The following is a 25,019-nucleotide window of genomic DNA, read 5'->3' on the forward strand; positions in this document are numbered from 1 at the left end:
GTTGTATTGTCAATAGTAATTTTAATTGTAAATTTTGCAGAAACAGGTTATATTTTATTGAGAATGATAATCAATGATTAGTAGCTGAGGAGTGAAGGTTAATGAATAGAGAAGAATTGTTTGATGTAACCGTGATAGGCGGGGGACCTGCAGGGCTTTATTCAGCTTTTTATAGTGGACTCAGAGAGATGAAAACAAAAATAATAGAATTTCAACCACAGTTAGGTGGAAAAATACATGTGTATCCGGAAAAAATGATTTGGGATGTAGGAGGACTATTGCCAGTTACAGGTGATAAGTTAATTGAACAACTTGTACAGCAAGGGTTAACATTTAAGCCAGAAGTTGTATTAGATACAAAAGTGGAATCAATTATTCGTAATCAAGATGGTACTTTTACATTAAAAACAAGTACTGGGGAAGAACACTTTTCAAAAACAGTTATCGTCGCAACAGGAAGTGGTATATTGAAACCGCAAAAGTTATCTATTGAAGGTGCTGAGCGATTTGAAGTATCGAATTTAAATTATACAGTTAAATCTTTAAAGCGTTTCAAAGGTAAAACAGTTATTATTTCCGGTGGAGGCAATTCTGCTGTTGATTGGGCAAATGAATTGGAACCAATTGCGAAAAAAGTGTATGTAACGTATAGAAAAGAAGAATTATCTGGTCATGAAGCACAAGTAAAACAACTTATGAACAGCTCAGCGGAGTGTTTCTTTAATACATCGATTACAAAATTAATTGCTGGTGATAATCATGAAGCAATCGAATATGTAGAATTAACAAATCATGAAACAGGTGAGGTTTCTCATTTACCTATTGATGAAGTTATTATTAATCATGGATATGAACGCGACATTACATTATTAGAAAATAGTGAGTTAGACGTTGCAATTATAGATAATTATTATATTGCAGGTAATGCAAATAGTGAGTCTTCAGTAGATGGATTATATGCTGCTGGAGATATTTTAAAGCACGAAGGGAAACTACACTTAATTGCAGGTGCATTCCAAGATGCGGGAAATGCTGTGAATAAAGCAAAACAATTTATCCAACCAGATGCAAGTGAGTACGGAATGGTTTCTTCTCATAATGAAGTATTTAAGAAGAGAAATCGCGAACTGATTAAGCAGATGATGAAATAATAAGGAACAAGTACACCCCCACGTATTTCTCTATTCAAATGGATGAGAGATGTACGTGGGGGTTTTCCTGTTTACTATATTTTCTATCATTATAATGACACCGGTTTCATCAGTTCATATGATATGAACATTTTATTGGTAAAGCATCCTAGAAAACAATTTAGCTATGTTTTGCTTACGCAGAACATGGCTAAATTACGCTGTCCCTTTAGCGCGTTCATTAGGAAATGGCATATTTAGTATAGAAGCAATATACTGTTTTCCATGCATTCGAGCTAATGATTCTAATATTTGGCGAACACGTTTTGTAAGATGACCTTGTTTTTTGATGGCTTCACAATATGCGTCATAGAAGGCATATTTAGCCCAAAGGAAATCATCTTGTTGGAATAAGAAATGATTTTTGTACCATTCACCAATTGTATGATAACAATTGTTTTCATGTATTGCTGTGCTTTGAGAAAGAAAACGATCAGATAAAGATACATTCAAATGAGAAATTGTGTTTTCTGTTTCAACTTGTAGTGTTTTTTCTAACATTGTAATGATGTGACGAGTAGCCATATGTTAACTCTCCTTTGTGTAAATGGGTAATACCATTCTATATTTAAAAAATTCTTACTATATAATACTATACAATATATGGAATGCATCTACCTGCTTTTTGAACTGCATTTACAAAATCTTTTTTATTTGTTTACAAAAATAAAGTAAGATACAGTATAGATGAAAAAATAATAAAGGAATGAACGCATTGTATATAACAGTAGAAGAGACTGCGGAGTATTTGAATTTACCAAAATCGTATATTGAAGAGTTAATTCAGCAAAAGAAAATTCGTGCGCTATTCGATGGAGAGCAATATTTAGTAAATAAAGAACAATTTAATACACATTTAGAGCAAATGGAGAAATATAAGCAATTAGTGGAAGAAATATTGAACGAACCAATTCCAGAAGATATGGATGTTAAAGACGAAGATTAAACTATGGAAAATCCCTTATGAAGATATGCAGAAATGTATATTCATAAGGGATTTTTTGTTTGAAGATATCAAAAACATAAGGAGTTCTTAGCCTTTCCTCAAATTTTGATAGGTAGTAGTCTACCATGTTAAAAGCATATTTTTTTCTAGCTAGGACAAACATAGAGAACGTAACCTGTACAGATACATATACTATCAGTGCAAAAGCTTATAAATTAATGGAAGGGGTTTTCTCGTGAGTTTATTTCATTGTGATTTTCTGAAAGACTTAATTGGATCTTTTGTGAGAGTAAACAGGGGTGGTCCAGAATCTCAAAAAGGGACAATAGTCGCTGTATGTTCGGATTACTTTGTATTAAAGAATGAAAAAGGAGAGCTCTATTACTATCAGATTCGTCATCTGAAAAGTATTACAAAAAATGCGAAAGATTGTAAAGCAGATGATTGCAGATGGTTGGAATGTGAATGTGAAGATGACTTTGAAAAGTTACTTCAAAGCTTCAAATATTGCTGGGTGAAAATTAATCGTGGTGGCCCAGAGAAAGTTGAAGGTATTTTACAAGATGTTTCTTGTGAATTTGTGACACTAATTGTAAAAGAAGAAGTTATATTAGTTGCAGTATCTCATATTAAGAGTGTAACAGTACCTTGTAGAGAGAGCGAAGAAAGCGAAAGTGAAAGCGAAAGTGAAAGTAATAATTCAGGTCGAGCTCGCGCACAAAGACAGTCAAGAAGAGGAAGATAATAAGAAAGGAGGATATAAATTTGGAAAGTATATTATGCTGTGAACAAATTAAAGGCTTAGTCGGTGAGACTGTAAAAGTAAATCTTCGTGGACCAGAGAGTCGAGTGGGGGTACTTGTATCGTTAGGAAGAGATTACCTTACATTACAACTTCCTCTTGGTGAATTAGTATATTACCAATTGAAACATGTGAAAAGTCTAGTTAAGAAAGTGAAAGAAAGTAAATGTGGCGACGGCTATGTTTCATGTTTCTGCTCTGATGATGATACTTTTGTCGATGTATTATGTGACTTGAAGTATAAGTGGGTAAAGATTAATCGTGGCGGCCCAGAGTGTGTAGAAGGCTTATTAAGTGAAGTGCATGAAGAATGTATTACGCTAGTAAACGGTGATGAAGTTATTTATATCATTAATTATCATATTAAGAGTGTAAGTCAAGTAGTGAAATGTAAAAAGAATGAAGATGAATAATGTTTAATAAATAAGAGGGGCATTATGAGGGAAAGAGAAGAACAATTTCTTATTTCGATAGTATGAAAAGGAATTACTTACTATTAAGACAGAACATTGCCCTGATTATTTTTTTGAAACGAAAGATAGGAAAGCTGAAATTCATAGGAAGGAGGATATAGATGAATGAGTTAAACAAAAGTATTGGGGAAAATATATATGTTAAATTAATCGGTGAAAAAAGGTTTAAAGGTATATTAATAGACGTAGGAAATGACATTATTGTTCTTTACAATGGACAAGACTATGTATATATATCTTTATATCATGTACAATACTATAAATTTTTAAGACCACATGACGAAGACATACTAAAACCAGATGTTGATTCTGTAATTAAGAGGGAATCCCCTTCAATTTCTTTGAGAAAAGTATTAAGTACTTCTAAAGGGATTTTTACAGAAGTTTATGTAGCAGGAAATGCTCCAATACATGGTTATGTTACAAGTGTGATGAACGACTATATTGTTTTTTATAGTCCGGTTTATAAAACGGTATATATATCTTTAAAGCATTTAAAATGGTTAATTCCGTATAAAGAAAACCAAGTACCGTATGCCCTCAATAAAAATGAACTCCCCGTAAATCCGTTAAATATTACATTAGCTAGAACATTTGAAGAGCAGCTTATTAAAATGACTGGGAAAATTATGGTGTTTGATTTAGGTGAGGAGTCCAATAAAATTGGAAAAATGGCGAAAATTGATGAAGGTCATATTGAAATATCAAAAGCACGTGATGCAAAAATGTATGTGAATATTCAACATGTAAAATCCGTCCATTGTCCGTAGATTAGTTGGAAGGGCTGACTTTTTCTTTTATATGCAGAAGAAAAGGTCGAGCCTATTTGTTTTAGTTTAATTTGAAGATGAGGGGAAAAATGAATTGAATATAAACATAGTATAGTGTGATTTTTTAAAAGGTAACTTTGCACTAACTTATAAAAATTGTGTACGAGCTATCTTTTTATGTATTCAATTTATTTTTTGAGGAGGAGTTGCTCAACTAATTTATTAAAGGGGTTTTGTTCGTGGAGCAGTTTCCGAATTCGTTATCAATTACATTGCTTGGTAGTGCTGGTGGAGCAGCAAAAGCAGTTTTAGCAATTTTAAATCAAGCGATAGCAAATGAAAAAGATCCAATTTATGAAGTATTAAAGAATGCCAAATTTCATTTAGTGGATATAAAACAAAAAGATAGGACTTATTATGATGAGTTGTTTTCGAATTTGAAAGGTCAATTATATTTATATGAGATAAACCTTCAAAATGTAGTGGAATTTAAACAACATTTAAAAGAAAAAAGTACGAGTGTTGTGATTGATGTTTCAGGGGCAGATACAATTAGAGTATTAAGCTGCTGTAATGAATTAGGAATTTGTTATATTAATTCAGCCTTGGAAAATGAAGCAGTAGATCAGGACGACAGCTTAATCGGCTTTCAGCTTACGGAAAGATATACAAGGTTTGAGAAGGAGAAAGAGAAATTTACAAATACAAAAGCGATTATAGGTTCAGGTATGAATCCAGGTGTTGTTCAATGGATGGTTGTTGAGCTTATGAAGGAACGACCAAATGAAAGGCCAAGAGCATGTTATATTGTAGAACATGACACGTCGTTTTTGCATGATACAGCACTTATAAAGCCACATACACTTTATGCTTCATGGGCAGTAGAGCGATTTTTAGATGAAGCAATCTGGAGTTATCCGATGTATATGAGTCATCATCGTCCTCTTTACTTTTATGAAGATGTATATGCTTCAGAGTATAAAGTGAAGTTAGGAGAAAAAGAATTCTATGGTTGTTTAATGCCACATGAGGAAGTATTAATTTTAGGGAAAAACTTCAATATGGAAGTTGGTTTTCTTTACCGAATTAATGAGTATACAACAAATATAATTAGACAGAACTTAGATCAAGTAGAAGATTTATGGAACTGGAATCGTAAAGTGTTTAATCCAGCGGAAGAAGAGGTTGCTGGAGAGGACTTGGTCGGTGTGTTACTCGTTTATGAAAATAGTGAGACATATATGTATAATGTAATGAATAGTAGCCAAGTTTTTCGTAAATATAAAACGAATGCAACGTATTTTCAGGTAGGGTGCGGGATTTATGCGGGCTTGTCTAGTTTACTTTTAGATCAATTTGAACAAGGCGCTTATTACGTCGAGGAGTTGTTATTAAATACAGAAAGTAAGTACGGTGAGTATTTAAATTTATATATGAAGGATTTTGTAATAGGGCATAATAATTTTACTGATGGATTGTTACATGATAGGGTAAGTTGGATATAAGTTGTTACTAAAAGGAAGGAGAGATCTCCTTCCTTTTAGTATTATAAGGTTAAATATTGCCCTGAAAGCAATTTCATACTTATACTTTAAGGAGATAACAATGAAAGTTTTTTGTATCGATCAAGGGGAGTTTTTATATGAACAAATACAAGAGCTTGATTTATGAAGAAAGAAGAGCCTTAAAGGTATTTATATTATTATTTTATATTATATTCTTTTTATATGACGCTATATATTATTTTGTATATCCTGCTATGAATATTAGTGGAACAGCGGTAGGGTGGCCAGAAGGTAGTCTTGGGATAGGTGTGCCTATATTTGTAATAGCATTATTTCCTATTTCTATATATCTTCAAAAAAGAGGGTATGTATATTCTGTAAAATATTTATTTTTATTTGGATACATGTTTATCAATCTTGTTAATAATTTAATGATTTATTTGCGAACGGATAGACCTTTTGAACATGGTAGTATGGTAGAAATGTTGTTAATTTTATTTGCCCCAGTTTTCGTGAATAGAAAATACTTTTATTTAGTTTCCTTTAGTGTAATTGGAAAGTACGTATTTTTCACATTGCTATTACAAGATTTAAAAGTGATAATTCCACTTGTTTTATGTGTATTTTATTTCATTATTTCACATTCTTTATTAAAACGATTTCAATCTTATGTAAGAACAGTGGTTGAAATGATGAACAATATGAAAGAGACGGAAAATTTAGCTGTGATTGGGACTATGTCTACAACAATTGCCCATGAAATTCGAAATCCACTAACAGCGTTAAAAGGGTTTACGCAAATGCAAAAAGAAAGAAATCCAACTGATACGATGAGCTACGACATTATGCTACAAGAAATTGAAAGGGTTAATGGATTTGTTAGTGAATTGATGTTGTTAGGGAAACCAAAGCCAACAAATTATGAAAGGTGTAATATACGAGACACCCTTCTATATGTTGTGCATCTAATGGAAAGTTATGCAACGCAATATAGAGTTAAATGTAATTTACAAGTAGATGGAAATTTACCGGCTATAAACGGTGATGATAAGCAATTAAAACAAGTGTTATTAAATATCATTAAAAATGGAATAGAATCAATGCCAGAGGGTGGAGAAATTCATATCCGTGCATATCAAAAAACGCAAGGACATTTGTGTATTTCTGTTGAAGACCAAGGATGCGGTATAGAGAATGAGAAGTTAGAAAAAATCGGCAAGGCGTTTTACACAACAAAGGAGAATGGTACAGGACTTGGATTAATGATTACATATAAAATTATTAAGGAACATCAAGGGAGTATCACGATCCAAAGTAGTCTAGGAGTAGGAACGAAAGTAGAAATTTTTCTGCCGACCGTTTAATGTATTTGAGAAAAGATTTTTCAGAAAAGTGTTCTTGTTGTGTAAATATAAACATTTTATAAAATGTTTCAAGAAGGGTTTTTTTTATAAAATACTTCGTTTATAATGGAGGAAAATATCGACATGAGATTGATTGCTCATGTAACGGTTCAGTAGTGTTATGAAAAGATAAGAAGGGGTGCACGCGCATCCTTTTTTCTATGCAGATATTATGAAAGAGGTGGTATGATGGAATTAACATTAAATTCGACTGTATGTTTACACACGATTCAATTTCGAAAAGAGCAAAAGAATTATACTGTAAAAGACACAATTACAGGAGAAAAATATGAAATGCCGCCACTTTGGATTGATGCATTGGCAATGATGCGTGACGGTTTTTTATTGGGGGAAATTGAGGAGAAATTAAAAGAAGAGTATCCATCCGAAGAAGTGAATATGTTAGCATTCACGAAGCAACTGTTAGAACTAGAACTTGTTGAAATGGTAGATGGGGAAGAAATAGCTTGTACAAAGAAGAAAGAGAAGGATTATTTAGCTTGGTTACGTCCTCATGTTGAGCAATTCTTTCTTAATTTAAATAAAAAAAATAGAAGCAAAGGTCAATGATGATCTTTGCTTTTTTGTATAGTTTGTTTAAAAAATTACAGCAAATGCCCTTGCAAAAGCACCGTCGCTATCTTTAATTTTTAAAGGTGCTGCTGAGAAGAAGAAACGTTTCGTGTGAATGGCATCTAAGTTTGTTAAGTTTTCGATTAAATAAATATTATTCCCAAGTAGTATGTGATGAATTGGTGATGTTTCTGTCGTTACCTCATCAGGAGAAATAAAATCTAAACCGACAGATTTTACTTTTAATTGTACTAGTTCCTCGGCTAATTCTTCAGAAAGATAAAAAGCTTCTTTCTCATACGCCTCTGTGTTCCATTTAGTAGATAGATTGGAATGGAAAATAACAATATCTCCTTCTTTTATATCAGCATCGTGCAGTACTTCTTTAGGTAGTTTTCGTTCTTGTACGTGAGTTACATCAATAATAACAGCTTCACCTACAAATTGATCCAGCGGTAATTGATCGATGGTCGTTGCGCCTGAAATAAAATGCGCAGGAGCATCACAATGCGTGCCAACATGAACGACAGAATGAAAATCTGTAACTTGATAGCCTGATTCTTCAACACTTGTAACAGCTTCTAGTTGTATTTTAGGTGTTCCAGGAAATTGAGACATATTATTTTCAAATGTTTGTGATAAATCAATTACTTTCATTTTACATACCTCCAATATATGTTTTTCAAATAATAAAAAGCTCATCCTTCAGTATCAAGAAAGATGAGCTTTACATGCTAGTTGAGTTTTATCTTCCAAAATGCAATGCATTTTGCAGGAATTAGCACCTATTCAGTTCGTATAAACTGAGGTTGCTGGGCTTCAAAGGGCCGGTCCCTCTGCCTCTCTTGATAAAGAAGTATTCAGTTTTAAAATCTTAATTTTCTGATAGTTAAATTGTAATTCATTTCCTTTTTGTGTGCAATAGAAAATAGGTATTCACCCAAATAAAGCCGCTCGCATATTGTAGCTTATGTAAATAGAATGCTGCGAAGGAGTGAGTGCAGTGACAGGAAATGTATTGAATTATTATGCTGGTGGTAATACAGCTAGGGGATTTCACAATTTATACGAAGAGAATTTAAAAGGATTAGACAGGTTATTTATCTTAAAGGGTGGCCCGGGAACGGGAAAATCTTCTTTAATAAAGGCAATAGGTCGTGAATGGGTTGGAAAAGGATATGATATTGAATTTTTACATTGTTCTTCTGACAATAAATCGGTTGATGGTGTAATTATCCCACAATTAAAAGTAGGAATTGTTGATGGGACATCACCGCATGTTATTGAGCCAAAAATGCCAGGAGTTGTTGAAGAGTATATAAATTTAGGAATTGCTTGGGACTCAGATAAACTAAGAAAGCAGAAGTTAGAAATTGAAAGATTTGTTTCAGAAGCAAGCAAAGCTTTTCAGTCTGCTTACGCACGTTTTAAAGAGGCATTGGTTATACATGATGAGTGGGAGAAGATATATATTGATAATATAGATTTTAATAAAGCAAATGAACTAACCGATCAGCTAATCCAGAAATTATTTGCAGATAAAAGCGGGAGACAATCGCTTGTAAAACATCGTTTTTTAGGAGCTGCAACACCGAAAGGAGCAGTTGACTTTGTTCCTAATTTAACAGAAGGGTTACCACATCGTTATTTTATAAAAGGGCGCCCAGGCTCTGGAAAATCAACGATGCTCAAAAAGTTAGCTAAGGCAGCTGAAGAAAAAGGATTTGAAGTTGAAGTATATCATTGCGGATTTGACCCGCATAGTCTTGATATGGTTATCGTAAGAGAATTAGGCTTTGCAATTTTTGATAGCACCGCACCGCATGAATATTTTCCAAGTCGTGAGGGTGATGAAATTATTGATATGTATGCCCTTATTGTTACGCCAGGGACTGATGAGAAATATGCGAAGGAAATTCGTGATGTTTCCATTCAGTATAAAGCAAAAATGAATGAGGCAATGTCTTTCTTAGCGAAAGCAAAATCGGTTCGTGATAAATTAGAACGAATTTATATTGCTGCTATGGATTTTTCAATAGTAGATGCATATAAAGAGGAGATTCAAAAAGAGTTTGAACGAATTGCTGCTACTGTAATTGAAAAGCAACAATAGAAGTTTTATTAGGCTGTCAGTAATTTCTGACAGTTTTTTTAGTATGTAGTAAAATTAATAGTGTATTGTCGAATTTCCAAGGAAATAATCAAAAAATGGAGATGTTATGAAATGAGAGAGAAAATCGAGTTGGAGTTAGAAAGAATTGAAAAAGAGAATGATGTGAAAATTTTATTTGCGGTGGAATCAGGGAGTCGTGCTTGGGGGTTTCCATCGAAAGATAGCGATTATGATGTTAGGTTTGTTTATATACATCCGGTAGAATGGTATTTATCAATTCATGACAAACGAGATGTAATTGAATATCCAATTAGTGATGATTTAGATATAAGTGGTTGGGATATTAAAAAGGCGTTGCAACTATTCGCGAAGTCGAACCCAGCTTTACTTGAGTGGATTCGATCACCAATTTTTTATTCGAAAAACTCTAATTTTCCAGAACTACTTCAACAGATGAGTGAGAAGAATTTTGATCCAAAAGCAACGATATATCATTATTTACATATGGCGTCGAAAAATTATCGTGAATTTTTGCAAGGTGAGAATGTAAAGCTGAAAAAGTACTTTTATGTATTACGTCCTATTTTAGCTTGTAAGTGGCTAGAAGAGAAAGCAACTTTACCACCTGTAGAATTTGATCGATTGATTACAGAATTACCATTAGAAAGTAGTGTATTAGATGAGATTGAAAAGTTGTTAATAAAGAAAAAAGCAGGTACTGAATTAGATGTTGGATTGAAAATTAAGGTGCTAAATCAATTTTTAGAAGAACAAATTCATTACTATGGGCAATATGTAAAAGGAATTGAAAAGGGATCAGGGATCGATATTGAAATTTTAAATACACTATTTCGAGACATGTTGTTTGAAGCATATGAAAAAGAGCACAAGTAAGTTTGTGCTCTTTTTATTTTGTAGGAACGAAGAAAACAGATATAGCTGCGATAAGACCTGCAAAGGAGAATAAGTAAAAATTCCATGCTAAGTCATATTGCATTGTCATAATAATACCGATGAGAATAGGGCCAGCAATTGCACCAACTCGGCCAAGTCCCAGTCCCCAGCCTAAGGAGGTAGCTCGGATATGTGATGGGAAGTATTGTGTTACATATGCATTTAATATTTGAGTAATACCGACCGATCCAATACCAGCAAGGCCAATTAAAAGATAAATGATTGTAACAGATGGCTTGATTGTTAATAGTCCGATACATATGGCTGCCATAAGATAAGAGATGCTAATAACAATTTTTGCGCCTATACGATCAGCAATTGCTCCAGCGAATACCGCACCAACAGCTGCGGTAATATTTAGCATAAGTAGAAAAGACAGACTAGATCCAAGAGGATATCCCGCCTGGCGCATCATCTGTGGTAACCAAGTATTTAAACCGTATATTAAAAACATTCCCATTATATAAGTGATCCAAAAAAGTAGCGTTGCTTTTATGTATTCTTTTGAGAATAAAGTAAAAAATCCAGTTTTCTTTCGTATAGTAGATGGAGCTTGATGAGTTTTATTTTTTACATGAAATTCAATTTGAAAACGATTAAGAATTTGGTTCACTTCTTCTTGGCGATTACGTGATAATAAAAATTGAATGGACTCAGGTAAATAGCGAATAATGAAAGGAATGAGGAGTAGTGGAATCATTCCGATACCAAACATAATTCTCCATCCGAAATCTTCTAACATAAACATAGACAAAATAGCACCTAATACGATACCTAAAGGATAGCCAGTAAACATAAGAGCATAAATAAAAGATTGCCTTTTTTTTGGTGAATATTCAACAGTAAGTGCTGAAGCCGTTGGGATAACACCGCCTAATCCGATTCCTCCTATAAATCGAGATAATCCAAATAACTCAGGAGAAGAAGCGATAGCCGCTAAACCCATTGTGATAGAAAAAAGTGCTAAACAGCATATAAGCGTCCATTTACGCCCAATTAGATCTGTAATCGCTCCAACTAGAATAGCCCCAATAAACATCCCAAATAAAGCATAGCTTGCAATTGTACCAGCGTGCGCTGGTGATAGCGCCCAGCTTTTGTCTTCTAGGAGCTTTGGTAGAACGGCACCGTAAATACCTAAATCATATCCATCAGCTAAAATGGCTAGCCAACAAATAAAAACAACAAGTTTTGTAATAGAGCTTGAAAAGATAGTTTCTGTAGATTCTAGATGAGGTGGAGCTGAAGGTTGCATAATATTCACCCCTTTTAATTTGTAGATGAATATATTATTTTATTTAATGTTAATATTTCCCTCCCTGTGTCGAAATTTATCTGAAAAGATTTTATAACAAATAAAGAAGTTCAACAGTAATTCTGTTGAACTTCTTTATTTGTTTACTCATTATCAACTCGTTTTAACGGTTGATCTGCTGGGCCTTCAAGAACGTCTCCCTCAATTGAAAAACGAGAACCATGGCAAGGGCAATCCCAAGTACAATCACCATTATTCCATTCAACTTCACAGCCGAGATGTGTACAAGTTGTATCGACGATATGTAATTTTCCTTCTTTGTCCTTATAAGCACCTGCTCGTTTACCGTTAACATGTACGACAGATCCTTCACCAACTTCGAGATCTTCTGGCTTACGTAATGCGGTTTCAATCTTTCCTTCAATTAAATGTTTCGCAACATCAATGTTTTGGGAGAGGAACGTTTTTATATCTGGATTTGCATGGAAGCGTGATGGTGCATACAGTTCTTTATAGGGACTGTGGACTTTTAGGATGGAGTCCTTCAGTAGGTGAGCGGCAGCAGTTCCAGTTGTCATGCCCCATTTGCGATATCCAGTTGCAACAAATATATTTGGATTTCTTTCGTTAATATGTCCGATATAAGGAAGCTTATCTAGAGTGATTAAATCTTGTGCTGACCATCTATAAGGAACTTCGTCTATTCCAAAAGTTGCTTCAGCAAAAGAATAAAGTGCTTCATAATGAAGCATCGTATTTATTCCTTGTCCTGTTTTATGACTCTCTCCGCCAATCAAAATTAATTTTTCTCCATTGTTTGTTATATAGCGTAAGGAGCGCTTTGGATCATCAATACTTAAATACATGCCACCTGGATAATCCGTTTTTGCTTTTATTGCAAGAGCGTAGGAGCGTTCTGCGTACATTCGCGTAAAGAAAAAGCTATTCGCATCATAAAAAGGAAAATGTGAACAAGAGACGACATATTCACAAGTGATATGATGGCCCTCTTTTGTAATTATTTGTGGATGATCTCCCTTTTCCACATCCATAGCTGTTGTTTGTTCGTAGAGCTTTCCGCCCATCTCCACAAACTTTTCTAAAAGTGTTTTTAAATAAAGAAGGGGATGGAATTGTGCTTGATTTTTCATTATAAGCGCAGATTGTACTGGAATAGGAATCGATAGAGATTGAACATAGTCACAAGGTATATTTAATTTTTGATAAGCTTCATATTCTTTCGATAAATTTCTTAATCCGTTATCGGTAGTTGTATATAAATATGAATCTTCATTTGAGAAATTACAGTCGATTTTATATGTTTGAACAGTTTCATTTATGAATTGTAGAGCCTGATTATTTGATTCATAGTAAAGCCCGGCCTTTTCTACACCGAAATGGTTTATTAATTCATCATAAATAAGATCATGTTGTGCTGTTACTTTCGCTGTTGTATGCCCAGTCGTTCCGTTTAAAATACGACCAGAATCAATTAAAACAACATCGATGCCTTCTTTTGCAAGTAAATAGGCAGTAGTAATACCTGTAATACCAGCACCGATAATAGCAACTTTCGTCTTTATATTTTCGGATAAACGAGGGAAAGTAGGAAGCTGAGTAGATTCAATCCAATAAGATAGCGGCAGTTGTGGAAATGTATCACTTGTCATTGCGGAAACCTCCTGATTTTAGAACAATTTTCCTTTTAATATTTCCATATTATATGAAATTTATGTGTGTTGTTTTAGAAGTAGTCTATTTTTATTAAAAGAGGTTATAAATTATTTTAATATAATTAATTAGGTGGGGCATTATGAAGTAGTAGGATTTATATAAAACTAAATTCAAGTGATTCTGTTTGTTGATTACATAGGGAGTTATTGAATGAGATAGAGTCTATGGCGTTTAAGAAAATGTCTATATAGAGTGGGTAAATCCTTATGGAATATATACATTTTCTTTAGTGAAATAAAGTATGATTATAAAAATATAACCACCTTTTATTACTAGGTCATAAAAGGTGTTGACAATATAGAAATTCTATTGTTATGATTCATCATGTGGAAAGGTTGATAGAGAGTAAAAAGAGAAATGTTTTTCATTGATAATAAAAGCGAAAAATAAGTGACGATAGAGTGAGTATATTTTCCTTATAATAGATGCTTTTTGGATCATCTAGTAAAATCAATCTGGAAGCAAGAATTGATATATGTAAGTTGCGCAAGGCGCGGCATAAGAAAGGAGCAAAAGGATGAAGGAGCTTCATACGTTTGGGTGGTATGCAGCACGTGTATCACCACATTTGCCGAAAAAAGCATTTAAACCAGTGCCTACTCGTTTATTTGGTGGACTGGCTTATTTGCTTGTGGCATTGGCGGGGTTAATATCGATTGGTGTATTTGAATTGAATGTGTGGGCGAATCTAGGAATTGCGATTGTTCTTGGATTATGTTTTGCTTCACTTGGATTTTTAGGACATGAAATTTTACATGGAACTGTTGTAAGAAAGGCATGGCTTCGTGACTTCTTAGGCGCGATTGCATTTATGCCATTATCAACAGGGCCAAAGCTTTGGAGAAAGTGGCATAATGCAACGCATCATGTTCATACACAGCATGAAGAGAATGATCCGGATGCATGGCCGACACTTGAGAAACTTAAGAAGAGTAAGTTTTTGAGTTGGGTATATCGTATGCCTTTACATGTACGTTCATTCTTTAGTTTTCTGTCACTAACAATTCAATTTACATTGCATTCGACTCGAATGTTCTTTCATTTTATAAAAGAGTTCAAGTCATCCAATCAAAAATCTGTATGGCTTCAACTTCTTTTGCCTTGGACAGTTTGGATTAGTTTATTGTTTATTATGGGACCTGGAAAATGGTTATTTGCATATGTCATTCCGTTGTTAATTGCTAACTTTATTGTAATGGCATATATCGCAACAAATCACCGCTTAAATCCAATTGTTCCAGTAAATGATCCGTTAGCAAACTGTTTGTCAGTAACAGTGCCGCGCTGGGTAGACGTTTTACATTTCAATTTCTCATATCATACAGAACATCATCTGTTTCCTGCTATGAGTTCTAAATACTATCCGTTAGTAAAAGAGAAGATTAAAGAAATGTGGCCGGAACGCTATCATGAGATGCCGATGACAAAAGCTTTGGCAGCGCTATGGAATACACCACGTGTGTATTATCAAGGAAGTGAATTAGTGGATCCGCATAGAGAGCATTTCTATGGTTCTTTAGGAAATGGACTAGATCCTCATAATATTTCATATCGTGAGGAACATATAGAGGAAGAAAAGAGTATTAAAAAAGTAAATCAGTAAAAATTAATATATTTTTGCAATGAAAAAGCAAGCCATCTCAGGCTTGCTTTTTCTTATAAAGAAACTTCTTTTTTGTTCTTTTTATGGAATTGGACGGAGTTAGTTTCTTTTCGTTGTAGTCGTTTTTCTAAAAGATTAACAAAATAAGTAAATAGAAGAACAAGTACGAGATAGTATACACCAACGATTATGTAAGTATCTAATTGTTGGAAGTTACCTGCTGCAATTGATAAACCTGATCCCCATAATTCGGACAGTCCTACGTAAGCGACAAGTGAAGAGTCTTTTAATCCGATAATAAATTGGTTTCCTAGAGGAGGAAGAGACAGACGAAATGCTTGTGGTAATATAATCCGGCGCATAGCTAAAGGATAAGGCATACCTAAGGAGCGAGCGGCTTCCAATTGTCCCCGGTCGACGGATTGAATGGATCCCCGGAAAATTTCCGTAATATATGCACCGTTATGAATTGCTAAAGCGATTGCTCCTGCCCAAAAAGGGGAGAAAACAATGACAGATGTAATGCCAAAATAGAGAATTGCGATTTGAACGATTAAAGGTGTACCACGAATAATAGCAATATAGATATGAGCAATGCTATTTAAAACTTTGTTATTCGAGATTCGAAAGAAAGCAAATAATAATCCAATTAATGAACCGAGTACTAGGGAGGTTAATGTTAATTGTAATGTGACAATAGTAGCCTTTAAGAGTGTGGGATAGGTAGAGATAAAAATTTCAAACATGCGTTTCACCTCATATTGTATAGATTTTAGTAGAGAATGAAATGCCCCACATGAAATGAACAATTAATCAGTGGGGCACTGTTTATGAATCTTTTGAATGGCTAACTTACTTCGTTTTTTCCTCTTCACCGAGAATATTACGCCCGAACCATTTTTTACTGATCTTTTCATACGTACCATCTTTAATGATTTCATCTAACGCTTTATTTACTTTCTCAACCATTTCTTTATCATCTTTGCGAATAGCAATTCCCATTTCATCAAGATTTAATGGTTTTCCGGCTTCTTTTATATTTGATTTTCCTTCTTTTATCATACGTAGACCAACCATTTGATCCGTAATTACTGCGTCAACACGCCCAGGCTCTAAATCCATAAGAGCAGTAATATCGCTGTCATATTCTGTGATTTGATCTGTATATTTTGCAACAAGATTTTTAAAGGTACTAGCTTTTACAACACCAATTTTCTTACCTTTTAAATCTTCTGGAGAAGAGATAGCGTTATTCTTTTTAGCTACAAAAATTTGGGCGCCGGAGCGATAGTACGGATTTGAGAAACTAACAGCTTTTAAGCGCTCCTCTGTAATTGCCATACTACCCAGTATTACATCATATTTCTTCGCTTGAAGACCTTGAATCAGCGTTTCCCATGGGTTTGTAACTGGCGTAGCCTTCATGTTCATCTTTTTAGCAAGAGCTTCACCGATTTCTACATCAAAACCGACAAGTTTGCCGTCATTTTCTTTATAGTTAAAAGGTTTGTATAATCCACTCATCGCATAGCGAAATTCTTTTTCACCATTTGTTGAAGTAGTAGAGCTTTCTTTGCTACAAGCTCCTAGTATGAAAGATGTACATAGTGTAATGCTAGCAACAATGGTTAATAGTTTTCTTTTCATAAAATCCCTCCTATATATTGATCATACGGATGGTTTTTTAGTATGTTATTGAAATATTTTATTTGGATGATTAGTTGTGCACCGTATGAATGTATTCTTTTTCGTTCGAAACAAAAGTTACATTATAAAACGTTGCGTAAAAATTGTTTTGCCCGTTCATGTGATGGAGCTGAAAAGAATTGTGCTGGCGGAGCATCTTCTACAATCTTTCCATCATCCATAAAGATGACGCGATCAGCTACATCTCTTGCGAAATTCATTTCATGAGTAACAATAACCATTGTCATCCCTTCTTCAGCAAGTTCTTTCATAACTTGCAATACTTCTCCAACAAGTTCAGGGTCTAAAGCTGAGGTAGGCTCATCAAATAGCATAATCTTAGGGCTCATTGCAAGAGCTCGTGCAATGGCAATGCGCTGTTTTTGACCACCTGAAAGAAGATGAGGAGTTACATCTGCTTTATCTTGAAGGCCGACTTTTTGGAGAAGTTGAGTTCCAATATCCTTTGCATTTGCTTTCTCTAATTTTTTTACGTGAATAGGTGCTTCTATGATGTTTTCTAGTGAGGTCATATGAGGAAAGAGGTTAAAGTGCTGAAAAACCATACCGACATTTTCACGGACTTTATTTAAATTTGAATGCTTTGGCTCAATTCGCTCACCTTGTAAGTGAATTTCGCCTTCATCGTACATTTCTAAAAAGTTAAGACAGCGAAGTAATGTACTTTTACCAGAACCACTGGCACCAATTAAAACAACAACTTCTTTTTCTTTTACTTCTAAATCAATTCCTTTTAACACATCAAGTGAACCGAATGATTTTACTAGATTTCGAACTTGAATCATACAAAACCCCCAGTTAAAAATATATTTTACAAATGTTGCCCCTTATTTCTGTTATTAGTCATAAATTGTCAGAATCCTTTATTTTTTTCGTGCAATTTGATATTCAAAGAAATAATATTTTTTGAAATCTCTATATCCTTCTATGATGAAAATATGGATAATAATATATAGGTAGTATTTATATTGCTTATAAAAAGGGGGAAAGGGAAGATGGAAAAAGAAAGGAAAACATTTTCTTTTGGATTACGTACACAACTTATGCTATTCACTACAGTTTTAGCTTTTATTACATATTCAACAAGTATCTTTTTTATTTACGTGATATACGATTATTTTCAAAGTTATGTAAGTCAAACTGTATATAATATTATCGTTATGTTATTAGGGGTAGTATGGTCTGGAATTTTAGCATATGGAGCAGCCGTATTTTTAATTAAACCGCTTCGCAAGTTAGAGGAAGCGGCAAGAAAAGCAGCTGAGGGTGATATTCGTGAAGATGTTCCATTACCGAAGACAGATGATGAAATTAAATCTTTAAGTGTTGCATTTAATATGATGTTAGGAAACTTAAGGGGCATGGTAAAAAATATTGATACAACATTTTCGTATACAAATAATCAAGTACAGCAGATTAGAAAACAAACAGGCGAAGCAACGAGACAAGCGCAAGGTGTATCAGAGACACTTGCAGAAATTTCTTCAGGCGCTGAGCAATCAGCGGCATCAATTCAAGCAATTGTTTCTGCTGTTGATACAACGACTTCTATTGCAAGTGAAGTAGAAGAAAAAGCGAAGCAGTCTGATACATTGTCTTCAGAAATGGTTGAAGCTTTAGGGCATAGTACTCGTGTCTTTACGTCTTTAATTCAAGGTATTCAAACATTGGCAAAAGAAAATGAAGATTCAATGCAAAATGTACAGAAGTTAGAAGAACGAATGAAACAAGTAGAACATATTGTGTCTGTTGTGAGTGCGATTGCTAGCCAAACGAATTTATTAGCACTAAATGCTTCTATTGAGGCAGCTCGCGCAGGAGAGCATGGAAGAGGCTTTGCGGTTGTTGCGGAAGAAGTACGTAAACTTGCTGATGAAAGTGATCATTCTGCAAGAAACATATCGCAGTTATTACGGAATATGCAAGATGAAGTACAACAAGTTGCAATGAAAATGACAGAACAAGTGAAAATAGCTAAAGAAGAGGCGAAACGTGGGGAAGCTACGGAATTAATTTTAAAAGAAATGTCATCAAGTGTTATGGAAGTAGCCGATGCAACTCAGCAAATTAGTAGTTATATGAATGAACAAGTGAGCCACATTCATCAAACAGGAGCACAAACAAAAGCTGTAGCAGCAATTGCTGAAGAAACGTCAGCTGGTTCGCAAGAAGTGGCGCGTGTGACGCTACAACAGTCTAAAAATATGATAGTAATCGATCAATTATTAAAGGATTTAGAGAAGCAAGCAACTGATTTGAAACAAACAATTGAACGATTTTCAATGTAAAAGGAAGAACAGAATGCTGTTCTTCTCTTTTTTATTTAGCTTGATTTAATATTTACAGTTAAACTATGAACGTTTCCGCAACATTCTTTTCTGTCCCTTTCGGATGAAAATTATAGCGAGCTATAATATTAAAAGGGGTGTCTTTTATGAAAAAAGAAAAAAGACAACGGTTAATTAAACAATTTGTAAAGGAGTATGAAATAGATAAGCAAGAAAGATTAGTAGAATTGTTAGCAAAAAAAGATGTATTAGTAACACAAGCTACGGTTTCTCGCGATATTCGTGAGTTAAACTTAACGAAGGTACCTTCTCAAGAAGGATTAATGATATATAAAGTTTTCTCAGAAGAGCATGTACAAACTGATATAAAGTTAAAGAAAAAATTACGAGAAGTTGTTGTAAAAATTGATTGTGTAGATCAATTAATGGTTATTAAAACATTACCTGGTAATGCACATGTTATTGGTGTTTTATTTGATGAGTTAGATTGGAAAGAAAAAATAGGATGTATATGCGGAAATGATACATGCCTTATAATTTCACAGTCGAAATCAGATAGGGAGATTATAGAAGAAAGATTAAATTTAATTATTTAGATGCAAAAATCCTGTTTTTAATAAAATTAAAAACAGGATTTTTGTTTAAATACGGAAGTTAAATATTCAACATATATGCGTAATATATGTATTTTTTATTGAGAAAGCGAGATAGTTTGTTATAAAAATACATATTCGTATGATTTTAAAAAAATAACTTGTTTAATATTTCACAATGATAATGTGGATACTTTCACAAAGATGAAAGTGCAGAGCATTTATTATGTACTTGTAAGACATCAAACATATTTAAAAGGAGGTACAACAAATGAAACATCCGATACATGTTACTTCAGAAATTGGAGAATTACAAACGGTTTTATTAAAACGACCGGGTAAAGAAGTGGAAAACTTGACGCCAGATTATTTGCAGCAATTATTATTTGACGATATTCCATACTTACCAATTATTCAAAAAGAGCATGATTATTTTGCACAAACGTTACGCAATCGGGGTGTTGAAGTTCTTTATTTAGAAAAACTAGCCGCTGAGGCGTTAGTAGATAAAAAACTTCGAGAAGAATTTGTTGATCGTATTTTAAAAGAAGGACAGGCCGACGTAAATGTTGCACATCAAACTTTAAAAGAATATTTACTTTCCTTTTCAAATGAAGAATTAATTCAAAAAATTATGGGCGGTGTACGGAAAAACGAAATTGAAACAAGTAAGAAGACACATTTATATGAATTAATGGAAGATCACTATCCGTTTTACTTAGATCCAATGCCTAATTTATATTTTACTCGTGATCCAGCAGCTAGCGTGGGCGATGGCTTAACGATAAATAAGATGAGAGAACCAGCGCGTAGACGTGAATCATTATTCATGGAGTACATCATTAAATATCATCCAAGATTTGCAAAACATAATGTACCAATCTGGTTAGATCGTGATTATAAATTTCCAATTGAAGGTGGCGACGAGCTAATTTTAAATGAAGAAACAATTGCGATTGGAGTATCTGCTCGTACTTCAGCTAAAGCAATTGAACGTTTAGCTAAAAATCTCTTTAGCCGACAAAATAAAATTAAGAAAGTGTTAGCAATAGAAATTCCAAAATGCCGAGCATTTATGCATTTAGATACAGTATTTACAATGGTTGATTATGACAAGTTTACAATTCATCCAGCCATTCAAGGGCCAAAAGGGAATATGAATATTTATATTTTAGAAAAAGGATCAGATGAGGAAACTCTTAAAATTACACATCGTACTTCTTTAATGGAAGCATTAAAAGAGGTATTAGGCTTAAGTGAATTAGTTCTAATTCCATGTGGAGGAGGAGATGTAATTGCTTCTGCTCGTGAACAATGGAATGATGGCTCGAACACATTAGCAATCGCGCCAGGTGTAGTTGTTACATATGATCGCAACTATGTATCTAATACGTTATTACGGGAACACGGTATAGAAGTGATTGAGGTTCTAAGTTCGGAATTATCTCGTGGTCGTGGGGGTCCACGTTGCATGAGTATGCCAATTGTTCGTAAAGATATTTAGTATAAATAACGGAGAAAGTAGGGATGAATTATGTTAATGACTAGACCAAATTTAAAAGGAAGAAGCTTTCTAGCAGAAAAAGATTTTACACAAGAAGAATTGTTATATTTTCTAGATTTGGCAGCAGAATTAAAAGAGAAAAAGAAAAATGGTATTCCGCATCATTATTTAGAAGGTAAAAATGTAGCGCTCTTATTTGAAAAAACTTCTACTCGTACGCGTTGTGCATTTACAGTAGCATGTACAGATTTAGGGGCAAATCCTGAATATTTAGGGAAAGGTGATATTCAACTTGGGAAAAAAGAATCTGTAGAGGATACAGCAAAAGTGTTAGGGCGTATGTTTGACGGAATTGAGTTTCGTGGATTTAATCATGAAACTGTAGAATCTTTAGCACAAAATTCTGGTGTGCCGGTTTGGAATGGATTAACAGATATGTGGCATCCAACACAAACACTAGCAGATTTATTAACAATTAGAGAACATATAGGGAAATTGAAAAATGTGAAGCTCGTTTACGTTGGCGATGGACGAAATAATGTTGCTAATAGCTTACTAGTTGGTGGAGCAATCGTTGGAATGGATGTATGTATTTGTACACCGGAATCTTTATGGCCTGCACAAGAAGTAATTGATTTAGCAAAAAAATATAATGAACAGGTAATGATAACAAGTAATGTGGAAGAAGCTGTTGCGAATGCAGATGTAATTTATACAGATGTATGGGTGTCTATGGGGGAAGAAGAAAAATTTGCTGAACGTGTCGAGTTATTGAAACCTTATCAAGTAAATATGAAAATGATTAAAGCAACAGGGAATGAAAACGTGATTTTCTTACATTGTTTACCTGCATTTCATGATGTTGAAACGATGTATGGCGAAGAAGTTTATGAGAAATATGGGTTGAAAGAAATGGAGGTAACTGACGAAGTATTCCGCAGTAAACATTCAAAAGTATTTGATCAAGCTGAAAATAGAATGCATACAATTAAAGCGGTTATGGCAGCTACTTTAGGAAACATGGAGTAAAGAAGAAAGGGAGTCTTCCTTTCTTCTTTCTCCTCCTTTAGACACGATCATTCACTATTGCTTTTGTATTGTTATTGCAATTTAAGAGAGGTGAGTGGAATGGGTGAAGATAAGAAATTAGGGTTGTTTACACTAACGGCTCTTGTAGTTGGGTCTATGATTGGCGGTGGAGCCTTTAATTTAGCGAGTGATATGGCAAAAGGTGCTGGTGCTGGAGCCATTATTATTGGCTGGGTTATAACAGGAATTGGGATGATTGCACTTGGATTATCTTTTCAAAATCTAACTGTAAAACGGCCAGATTTAGATGGTGGTATTTTTAGCTATGCAAAAGCAGGATTTGGTAATTTTATGGGATTTAATAGTGCGTGGGGATACTGGCTATCTGCTTGGCTTGGGAATGTAGCTTACGGTACATTATTGTTTTCTTCATTAGGATATTTCTTCCCAATCTTTGAAGGCGGGCAAAATGTAGCGTCCATTATTGGTGCAAGCGTATTATTATGGTGTGTTCACATGTTAATTTTACGTGGAGTTCAATCAGCAGCACTTGTGAATTTAGTAACTACAATCGCAAAATTAGTACCTGTATTTGTATTTATTGTCATAGGAATCTTTGCGTTTCATATTGATACGTTCTTAGATGGATTTTGGGGGCAAACTGGTTCTTTTTCATGGGGAGCAGTTGGCAGCCAAGTTAAAAGTACAATGCTTGTAACTTTATGGGTATTTATTGGGGTAGAAGGGGCTGTTGTTTTATCCAGTCGAGCAAAAAATAGAAGTGATGTAGGGAAAGCAACCGTTATTGGCTTAATTGGTACACTCATCATTTATATTTTAATCACATTATTGTCTCTTGGACTTATGCAGCAAGCAGATATTGCGGGTTTGAAAAATCCGGCTATGGCTTATTTATTTGAAAGTGTTGTTGGAAAATGGGGTGCTATCTTTATTAATTTAGGTTTGGTCATCTCTGTATTAGGTGCTTGGTTAGGTTGGACTTTGCTCGCTTCTGAAATTCCATATTTAGCGGCTAAAGATGGAGTATTTCCAAAATGGTTCGCAAAAGAAAATAAAAATAAGGCTCCAGTAAATTCATTGTGGATAACAAATGGTTTAATACAAATGTTCTTGTTAACATTTGTTGTTTCTGATCAGGCGTATAACTTTGCATTCTCTTTAGCATCTTCAGCTATTTTAATTCCATATGCTTTTTCAGCATTTTATCAACTGAAGCATAGCTTAAATTCTGAAGAAGTAGATCGAAATAAAAATATAGTAATTGGTTTGATAGCCAGTATTTATGGCGTGTGGTTAGTTTATGCAGCTGGTTTAGAGTATTTATTATTAACAATGACTTTATATGCGCCAGGTATTTTTATTTTCTACAATGTTCAAAAGCAAAAGAGTTCGAAGCAAATATTTACTCGAGTGGAATTAGCATCATCCGTAGCAATTGGTGCTTTAGCATTCTTTGCGATTTATGGATTAATTACAGGCAGTATTACTTTATAAAGCGCTGTGAAAGCGAAATCAACTGGAGGGCTGGAATATGGCACGAAGAAAAATTGTAGTTGCACTAGGGGGAAATGCGATACAGTCTGGAGAAGCTACTGCGGGAGCGCAGCAAGAAGCGTTGGAAAAAACGGCAGAACAACTTGTGAAAATAATGGAAAATGATGTGGATATAGTAATTGCGCATGGAAATGGCCCACAAGTGGGGAATATTTTATTACAGCAAAAAGCTGCAGAAACGGAAAAGACACCTGCAATGCCATTAGATACTTGTGGGGCAATGAGTCAAGGGATGATTGGATATTGGATGGAAAATGCGATTGAAAAGGCATTGAAAAAACGGAATATAAAAAAAGACGTAGCAACGGTTATAACACGTGTTGTTGTGGATAAAAAAGATGAGGCATTTAAAAATCCAACTAAACCAATTGGTCCTTTTTATACAGAAGAAGAGGCCAGAAGATTAATGGATGAAACAAAAGCAGTGTTTAAAGAAGATGCTGGTAGAGGGTGGAGACGTGTTGTTCCATCACCGAAGCCTGTAAGTATTCATGAACATAAAGTGATTAATTCTTTGGTCGAAGATGGAAATATAGTGATAGCTGTTGGCGGAGGTGGAATTCCAGTAATTGATTCCGAAGAAGGGTTAAAAGGAACTGAAGCGGTTATCGATAAAGATTTCGCTGCGCAGAAATTAGCAGAATTAGTAGATGCCGATACGCTCGTTATTTTAACTGCAGTTGATCATGTGTATGTAAATTATAATCAACCGAATCAAAAAAAATTAGAGCATGTCACAGTGAATCAATTAGAAGAATATATTGAAGAACAACAATTTGCTGCGGGAAGCATGCTTCCAAAAATTGAAGCTGCTATTAATTTTGTTAATACAAATCCAAAAAGAAAAACAATTATTACGTCTTTAGAAAAAGTATATGAAGCACTAGAAGAAAAAGCCGGTACTATTATTTCAAAACAGAATGTATGCATATATGTTTAAATTATTATGTACGCTACTTATTAGTAAAAAAGAATGAAGTTAGTAACTTCATTCTTTTTATT

At 34.2% G+C, this 25,019-nt stretch carries 23 protein-coding genes, 2 pseudogenes and 1 riboswitch; of the genes and pseudogenes, 18 read left to right on the forward strand and 7 right to left on the reverse strand.

Annotated features, from left to right (window positions below; genetic code table 11):
• Positions 1-101: 101 nt before the first annotated feature.
• A complete protein-coding gene (locus tag EBQ15_RS22545) occupies positions 102-1,151 on the forward strand; it encodes an NAD(P)/FAD-dependent oxidoreductase (RefSeq protein ID WP_001078284.1) in 1,050 nt (349 codons plus the stop codon).
• A gap of 195 nt (positions 1,152-1,346) precedes the next feature.
• On the opposite strand, the gene EBQ15_RS22555 is transcribed toward EBQ15_RS22545, so the two are convergent.
• A complete protein-coding gene (locus EBQ15_RS22555) occupies positions 1,347-1,715 on the reverse strand; it encodes a hypothetical protein (RefSeq protein WP_000235475.1) in 369 nt (122 codons plus the stop codon).
• Between the two features lie 181 nt (positions 1,716-1,896).
• On the opposite strand from EBQ15_RS22555, the gene EBQ15_RS22560 reads away from it, so the two are divergent.
• The 7 genes from EBQ15_RS22560 (at position 1,897) to EBQ15_RS22590 (ending at position 7,659) form a co-directional block, all read left to right on the forward strand.
• A complete protein-coding gene (locus EBQ15_RS22560; RefSeq protein WP_001998970.1) occupies positions 1,897-2,136 on the forward strand; it encodes a helix-turn-helix domain-containing protein in 240 nt (79 codons plus the stop codon).
• A gap of 235 nt (positions 2,137-2,371) precedes the next feature.
• Positions 2,372-2,881, forward strand: a complete 510-nt coding sequence (locus EBQ15_RS22565) for a hypothetical protein (protein WP_000051534.1) — start codon at positions 2,372-2,374, stop codon at positions 2,879-2,881.
• A gap of 20 nt (positions 2,882-2,901) precedes the next feature.
• A complete protein-coding gene (locus EBQ15_RS22570) occupies positions 2,902-3,351 on the forward strand; it encodes a hypothetical protein (protein WP_000443835.1) in 450 nt (149 codons plus the stop codon).
• Between the two features lie 161 nt (positions 3,352-3,512).
• A complete protein-coding gene (locus EBQ15_RS22575) occupies positions 3,513-4,181 on the forward strand; it encodes an LSm family protein (protein ID WP_001004268.1) in 669 nt (222 codons plus the stop codon).
• Positions 4,182-4,420: 239 nt separating this feature from the next.
• Entirely contained in the window at positions 4,421-5,686 is a 1,266-nt protein-coding gene (locus tag EBQ15_RS22580; RefSeq protein WP_000434721.1) for a hypothetical protein, read from the forward strand.
• A gap of 137 nt (positions 5,687-5,823) precedes the next feature.
• Positions 5,824-7,050, forward strand: a complete 1,227-nt coding sequence (locus tag EBQ15_RS22585; protein ID WP_001046106.1) for an ATP-binding protein — start codon at positions 5,824-5,826, stop codon at positions 7,048-7,050.
• 228 nt (positions 7,051-7,278) lie between these two features.
• The gene (locus EBQ15_RS22590; protein WP_000424119.1) at positions 7,279-7,659 is read left to right on the forward strand and encodes a hypothetical protein; all 381 of its coding nucleotides are present in this window, start codon (positions 7,279-7,281) and stop codon (positions 7,657-7,659) included.
• Positions 7,660-7,686: 27 nt separating this feature from the next.
• Here EBQ15_RS22590 and EBQ15_RS22595 read toward each other — a convergent pair whose 3' ends face one another.
• The gene (locus EBQ15_RS22595) at positions 7,687-8,319 is read right to left on the reverse strand and encodes a cyclase family protein (RefSeq protein WP_000862975.1); all 633 of its coding nucleotides are present in this window, start codon (positions 8,317-8,319) and stop codon (positions 7,687-7,689) included.
• An 85-nt stretch (positions 8,320-8,404) separates the two neighbouring features.
• Positions 8,405-8,517: riboswitch (SAM riboswitch) on the reverse strand.
• A 148-nt stretch (positions 8,518-8,665) separates the two neighbouring features.
• On the opposite strand from EBQ15_RS22595, the gene EBQ15_RS22600 reads away from it, so the two are divergent.
• Both EBQ15_RS22600 and EBQ15_RS22605 read left to right on the forward strand, forming a co-directional pair.
• Positions 8,666-9,775, forward strand: a complete 1,110-nt coding sequence (locus tag EBQ15_RS22600; RefSeq protein WP_000147485.1) for a PRK06851 family protein — start codon at positions 8,666-8,668, stop codon at positions 9,773-9,775.
• 111 nt (positions 9,776-9,886) lie between these two features.
• Entirely contained in the window at positions 9,887-10,669 is a 783-nt protein-coding gene (locus tag EBQ15_RS22605) for a nucleotidyltransferase domain-containing protein (protein ID WP_001208234.1), read from the forward strand.
• Between the two features lie 13 nt (positions 10,670-10,682).
• On the opposite strand, the gene EBQ15_RS22610 is transcribed toward EBQ15_RS22605, so the two are convergent.
• Entirely contained in the window at positions 10,683-11,984 is a 1,302-nt protein-coding gene (locus tag EBQ15_RS22610; RefSeq protein ID WP_033693073.1) for an MFS transporter, read from the reverse strand.
• Positions 11,985-12,127: 143 nt separating this feature from the next.
• Positions 12,128-13,654, reverse strand: a complete 1,527-nt coding sequence (locus tag EBQ15_RS22615) for an FAD-dependent oxidoreductase (RefSeq protein ID WP_000199992.1) — start codon at positions 13,652-13,654, stop codon at positions 12,128-12,130.
• Between the two features lie 581 nt (positions 13,655-14,235).
• Here EBQ15_RS22615 and desB point away from each other — a divergent pair.
• Positions 14,236-15,321, forward strand: coding sequence for a Delta(10) desaturase DesB (desB, locus tag EBQ15_RS22620; RefSeq protein WP_000661226.1), 1,086 nt, complete (start codon positions 14,236-14,238; stop codon positions 15,319-15,321).
• Between the two features lie 53 nt (positions 15,322-15,374).
• Here the strand turns inward: desB and EBQ15_RS22625 are convergent, their stop codons facing one another.
• The 3 genes from EBQ15_RS22625 to EBQ15_RS22635 form a co-directional block, all read right to left on the reverse strand.
• Positions 15,375-16,130, reverse strand: a complete 756-nt coding sequence (locus EBQ15_RS22625; RefSeq protein ID WP_115735448.1) for an amino acid ABC transporter permease — start codon at positions 16,128-16,130, stop codon at positions 15,375-15,377.
• A gap of 43 nt (positions 16,131-16,173) precedes the next feature.
• Positions 16,174-16,968 (reverse strand): ABC transporter substrate-binding protein, encoded by a 795-nt coding sequence (locus tag EBQ15_RS22630; protein WP_000823768.1) that lies wholly within the window; start codon positions 16,966-16,968, stop codon positions 16,174-16,176.
• 122 nt (positions 16,969-17,090) lie between these two features.
• Positions 17,091-17,813 carry an amino acid ABC transporter ATP-binding protein gene (locus tag EBQ15_RS22635; protein ID WP_000616934.1) on the reverse strand — a complete coding sequence of 241 codons (723 nt, stop codon included), beginning with the start codon at positions 17,811-17,813 and terminating at the stop codon, positions 17,091-17,093.
• Positions 17,814-18,188: 375 nt separating this feature from the next.
• Between EBQ15_RS22635 and EBQ15_RS32105 the strand changes: the two are divergent.
• From EBQ15_RS32105 to arcC, 7 genes and pseudogenes are all read left to right on the forward strand, one after another.
• Positions 18,189-18,374 (forward strand): annotated as a pseudogene (locus EBQ15_RS32105) (HAMP domain-containing protein); the annotation flags it as partial.
• Positions 18,375-18,743: 369 nt separating this feature from the next.
• Positions 18,744-19,316, forward strand: a pseudogene (locus EBQ15_RS32110) (methyl-accepting chemotaxis protein); the annotation flags it as partial.
• Positions 19,317-19,462: 146 nt separating this feature from the next.
• Positions 19,463-19,912: an arginine repressor gene (argR, locus tag EBQ15_RS22645; protein ID WP_000711827.1), complete on the forward strand. Its 450-nt coding sequence runs from the start codon at positions 19,463-19,465 to the stop codon at positions 19,910-19,912.
• A 268-nt stretch (positions 19,913-20,180) separates the two neighbouring features.
• Entirely contained in the window at positions 20,181-21,413 is a 1,233-nt protein-coding gene (arcA, locus tag EBQ15_RS22650; RefSeq protein ID WP_000682331.1) for an arginine deiminase, read from the forward strand.
• A gap of 30 nt (positions 21,414-21,443) precedes the next feature.
• Positions 21,444-22,442: an ornithine carbamoyltransferase gene (gene argF, locus EBQ15_RS22655; RefSeq protein ID WP_000930288.1), complete on the forward strand. Its 999-nt coding sequence runs from the start codon at positions 21,444-21,446 to the stop codon at positions 22,440-22,442.
• Positions 22,443-22,541: 99 nt separating this feature from the next.
• Positions 22,542-23,957, forward strand: coding sequence for an arginine-ornithine antiporter (gene arcD, locus EBQ15_RS22660; RefSeq protein ID WP_000503402.1), 1,416 nt, complete (start codon positions 22,542-22,544; stop codon positions 23,955-23,957).
• 37 nt (positions 23,958-23,994) lie between these two features.
• Positions 23,995-24,957 (forward strand): carbamate kinase, encoded by a 963-nt coding sequence (gene arcC, locus EBQ15_RS22665; RefSeq protein ID WP_000113947.1) that lies wholly within the window; start codon positions 23,995-23,997, stop codon positions 24,955-24,957.
• Positions 24,958-25,019 lie beyond the last annotated feature (62 nt).

Source organism: Bacillus sp. 2D03 (genome assembly GCF_003946765.1).
GTDB classification, from domain to species: Bacteria; Bacillota; Bacilli; order Bacillales; family Bacillaceae_G; genus Bacillus_A; species Bacillus_A cereus.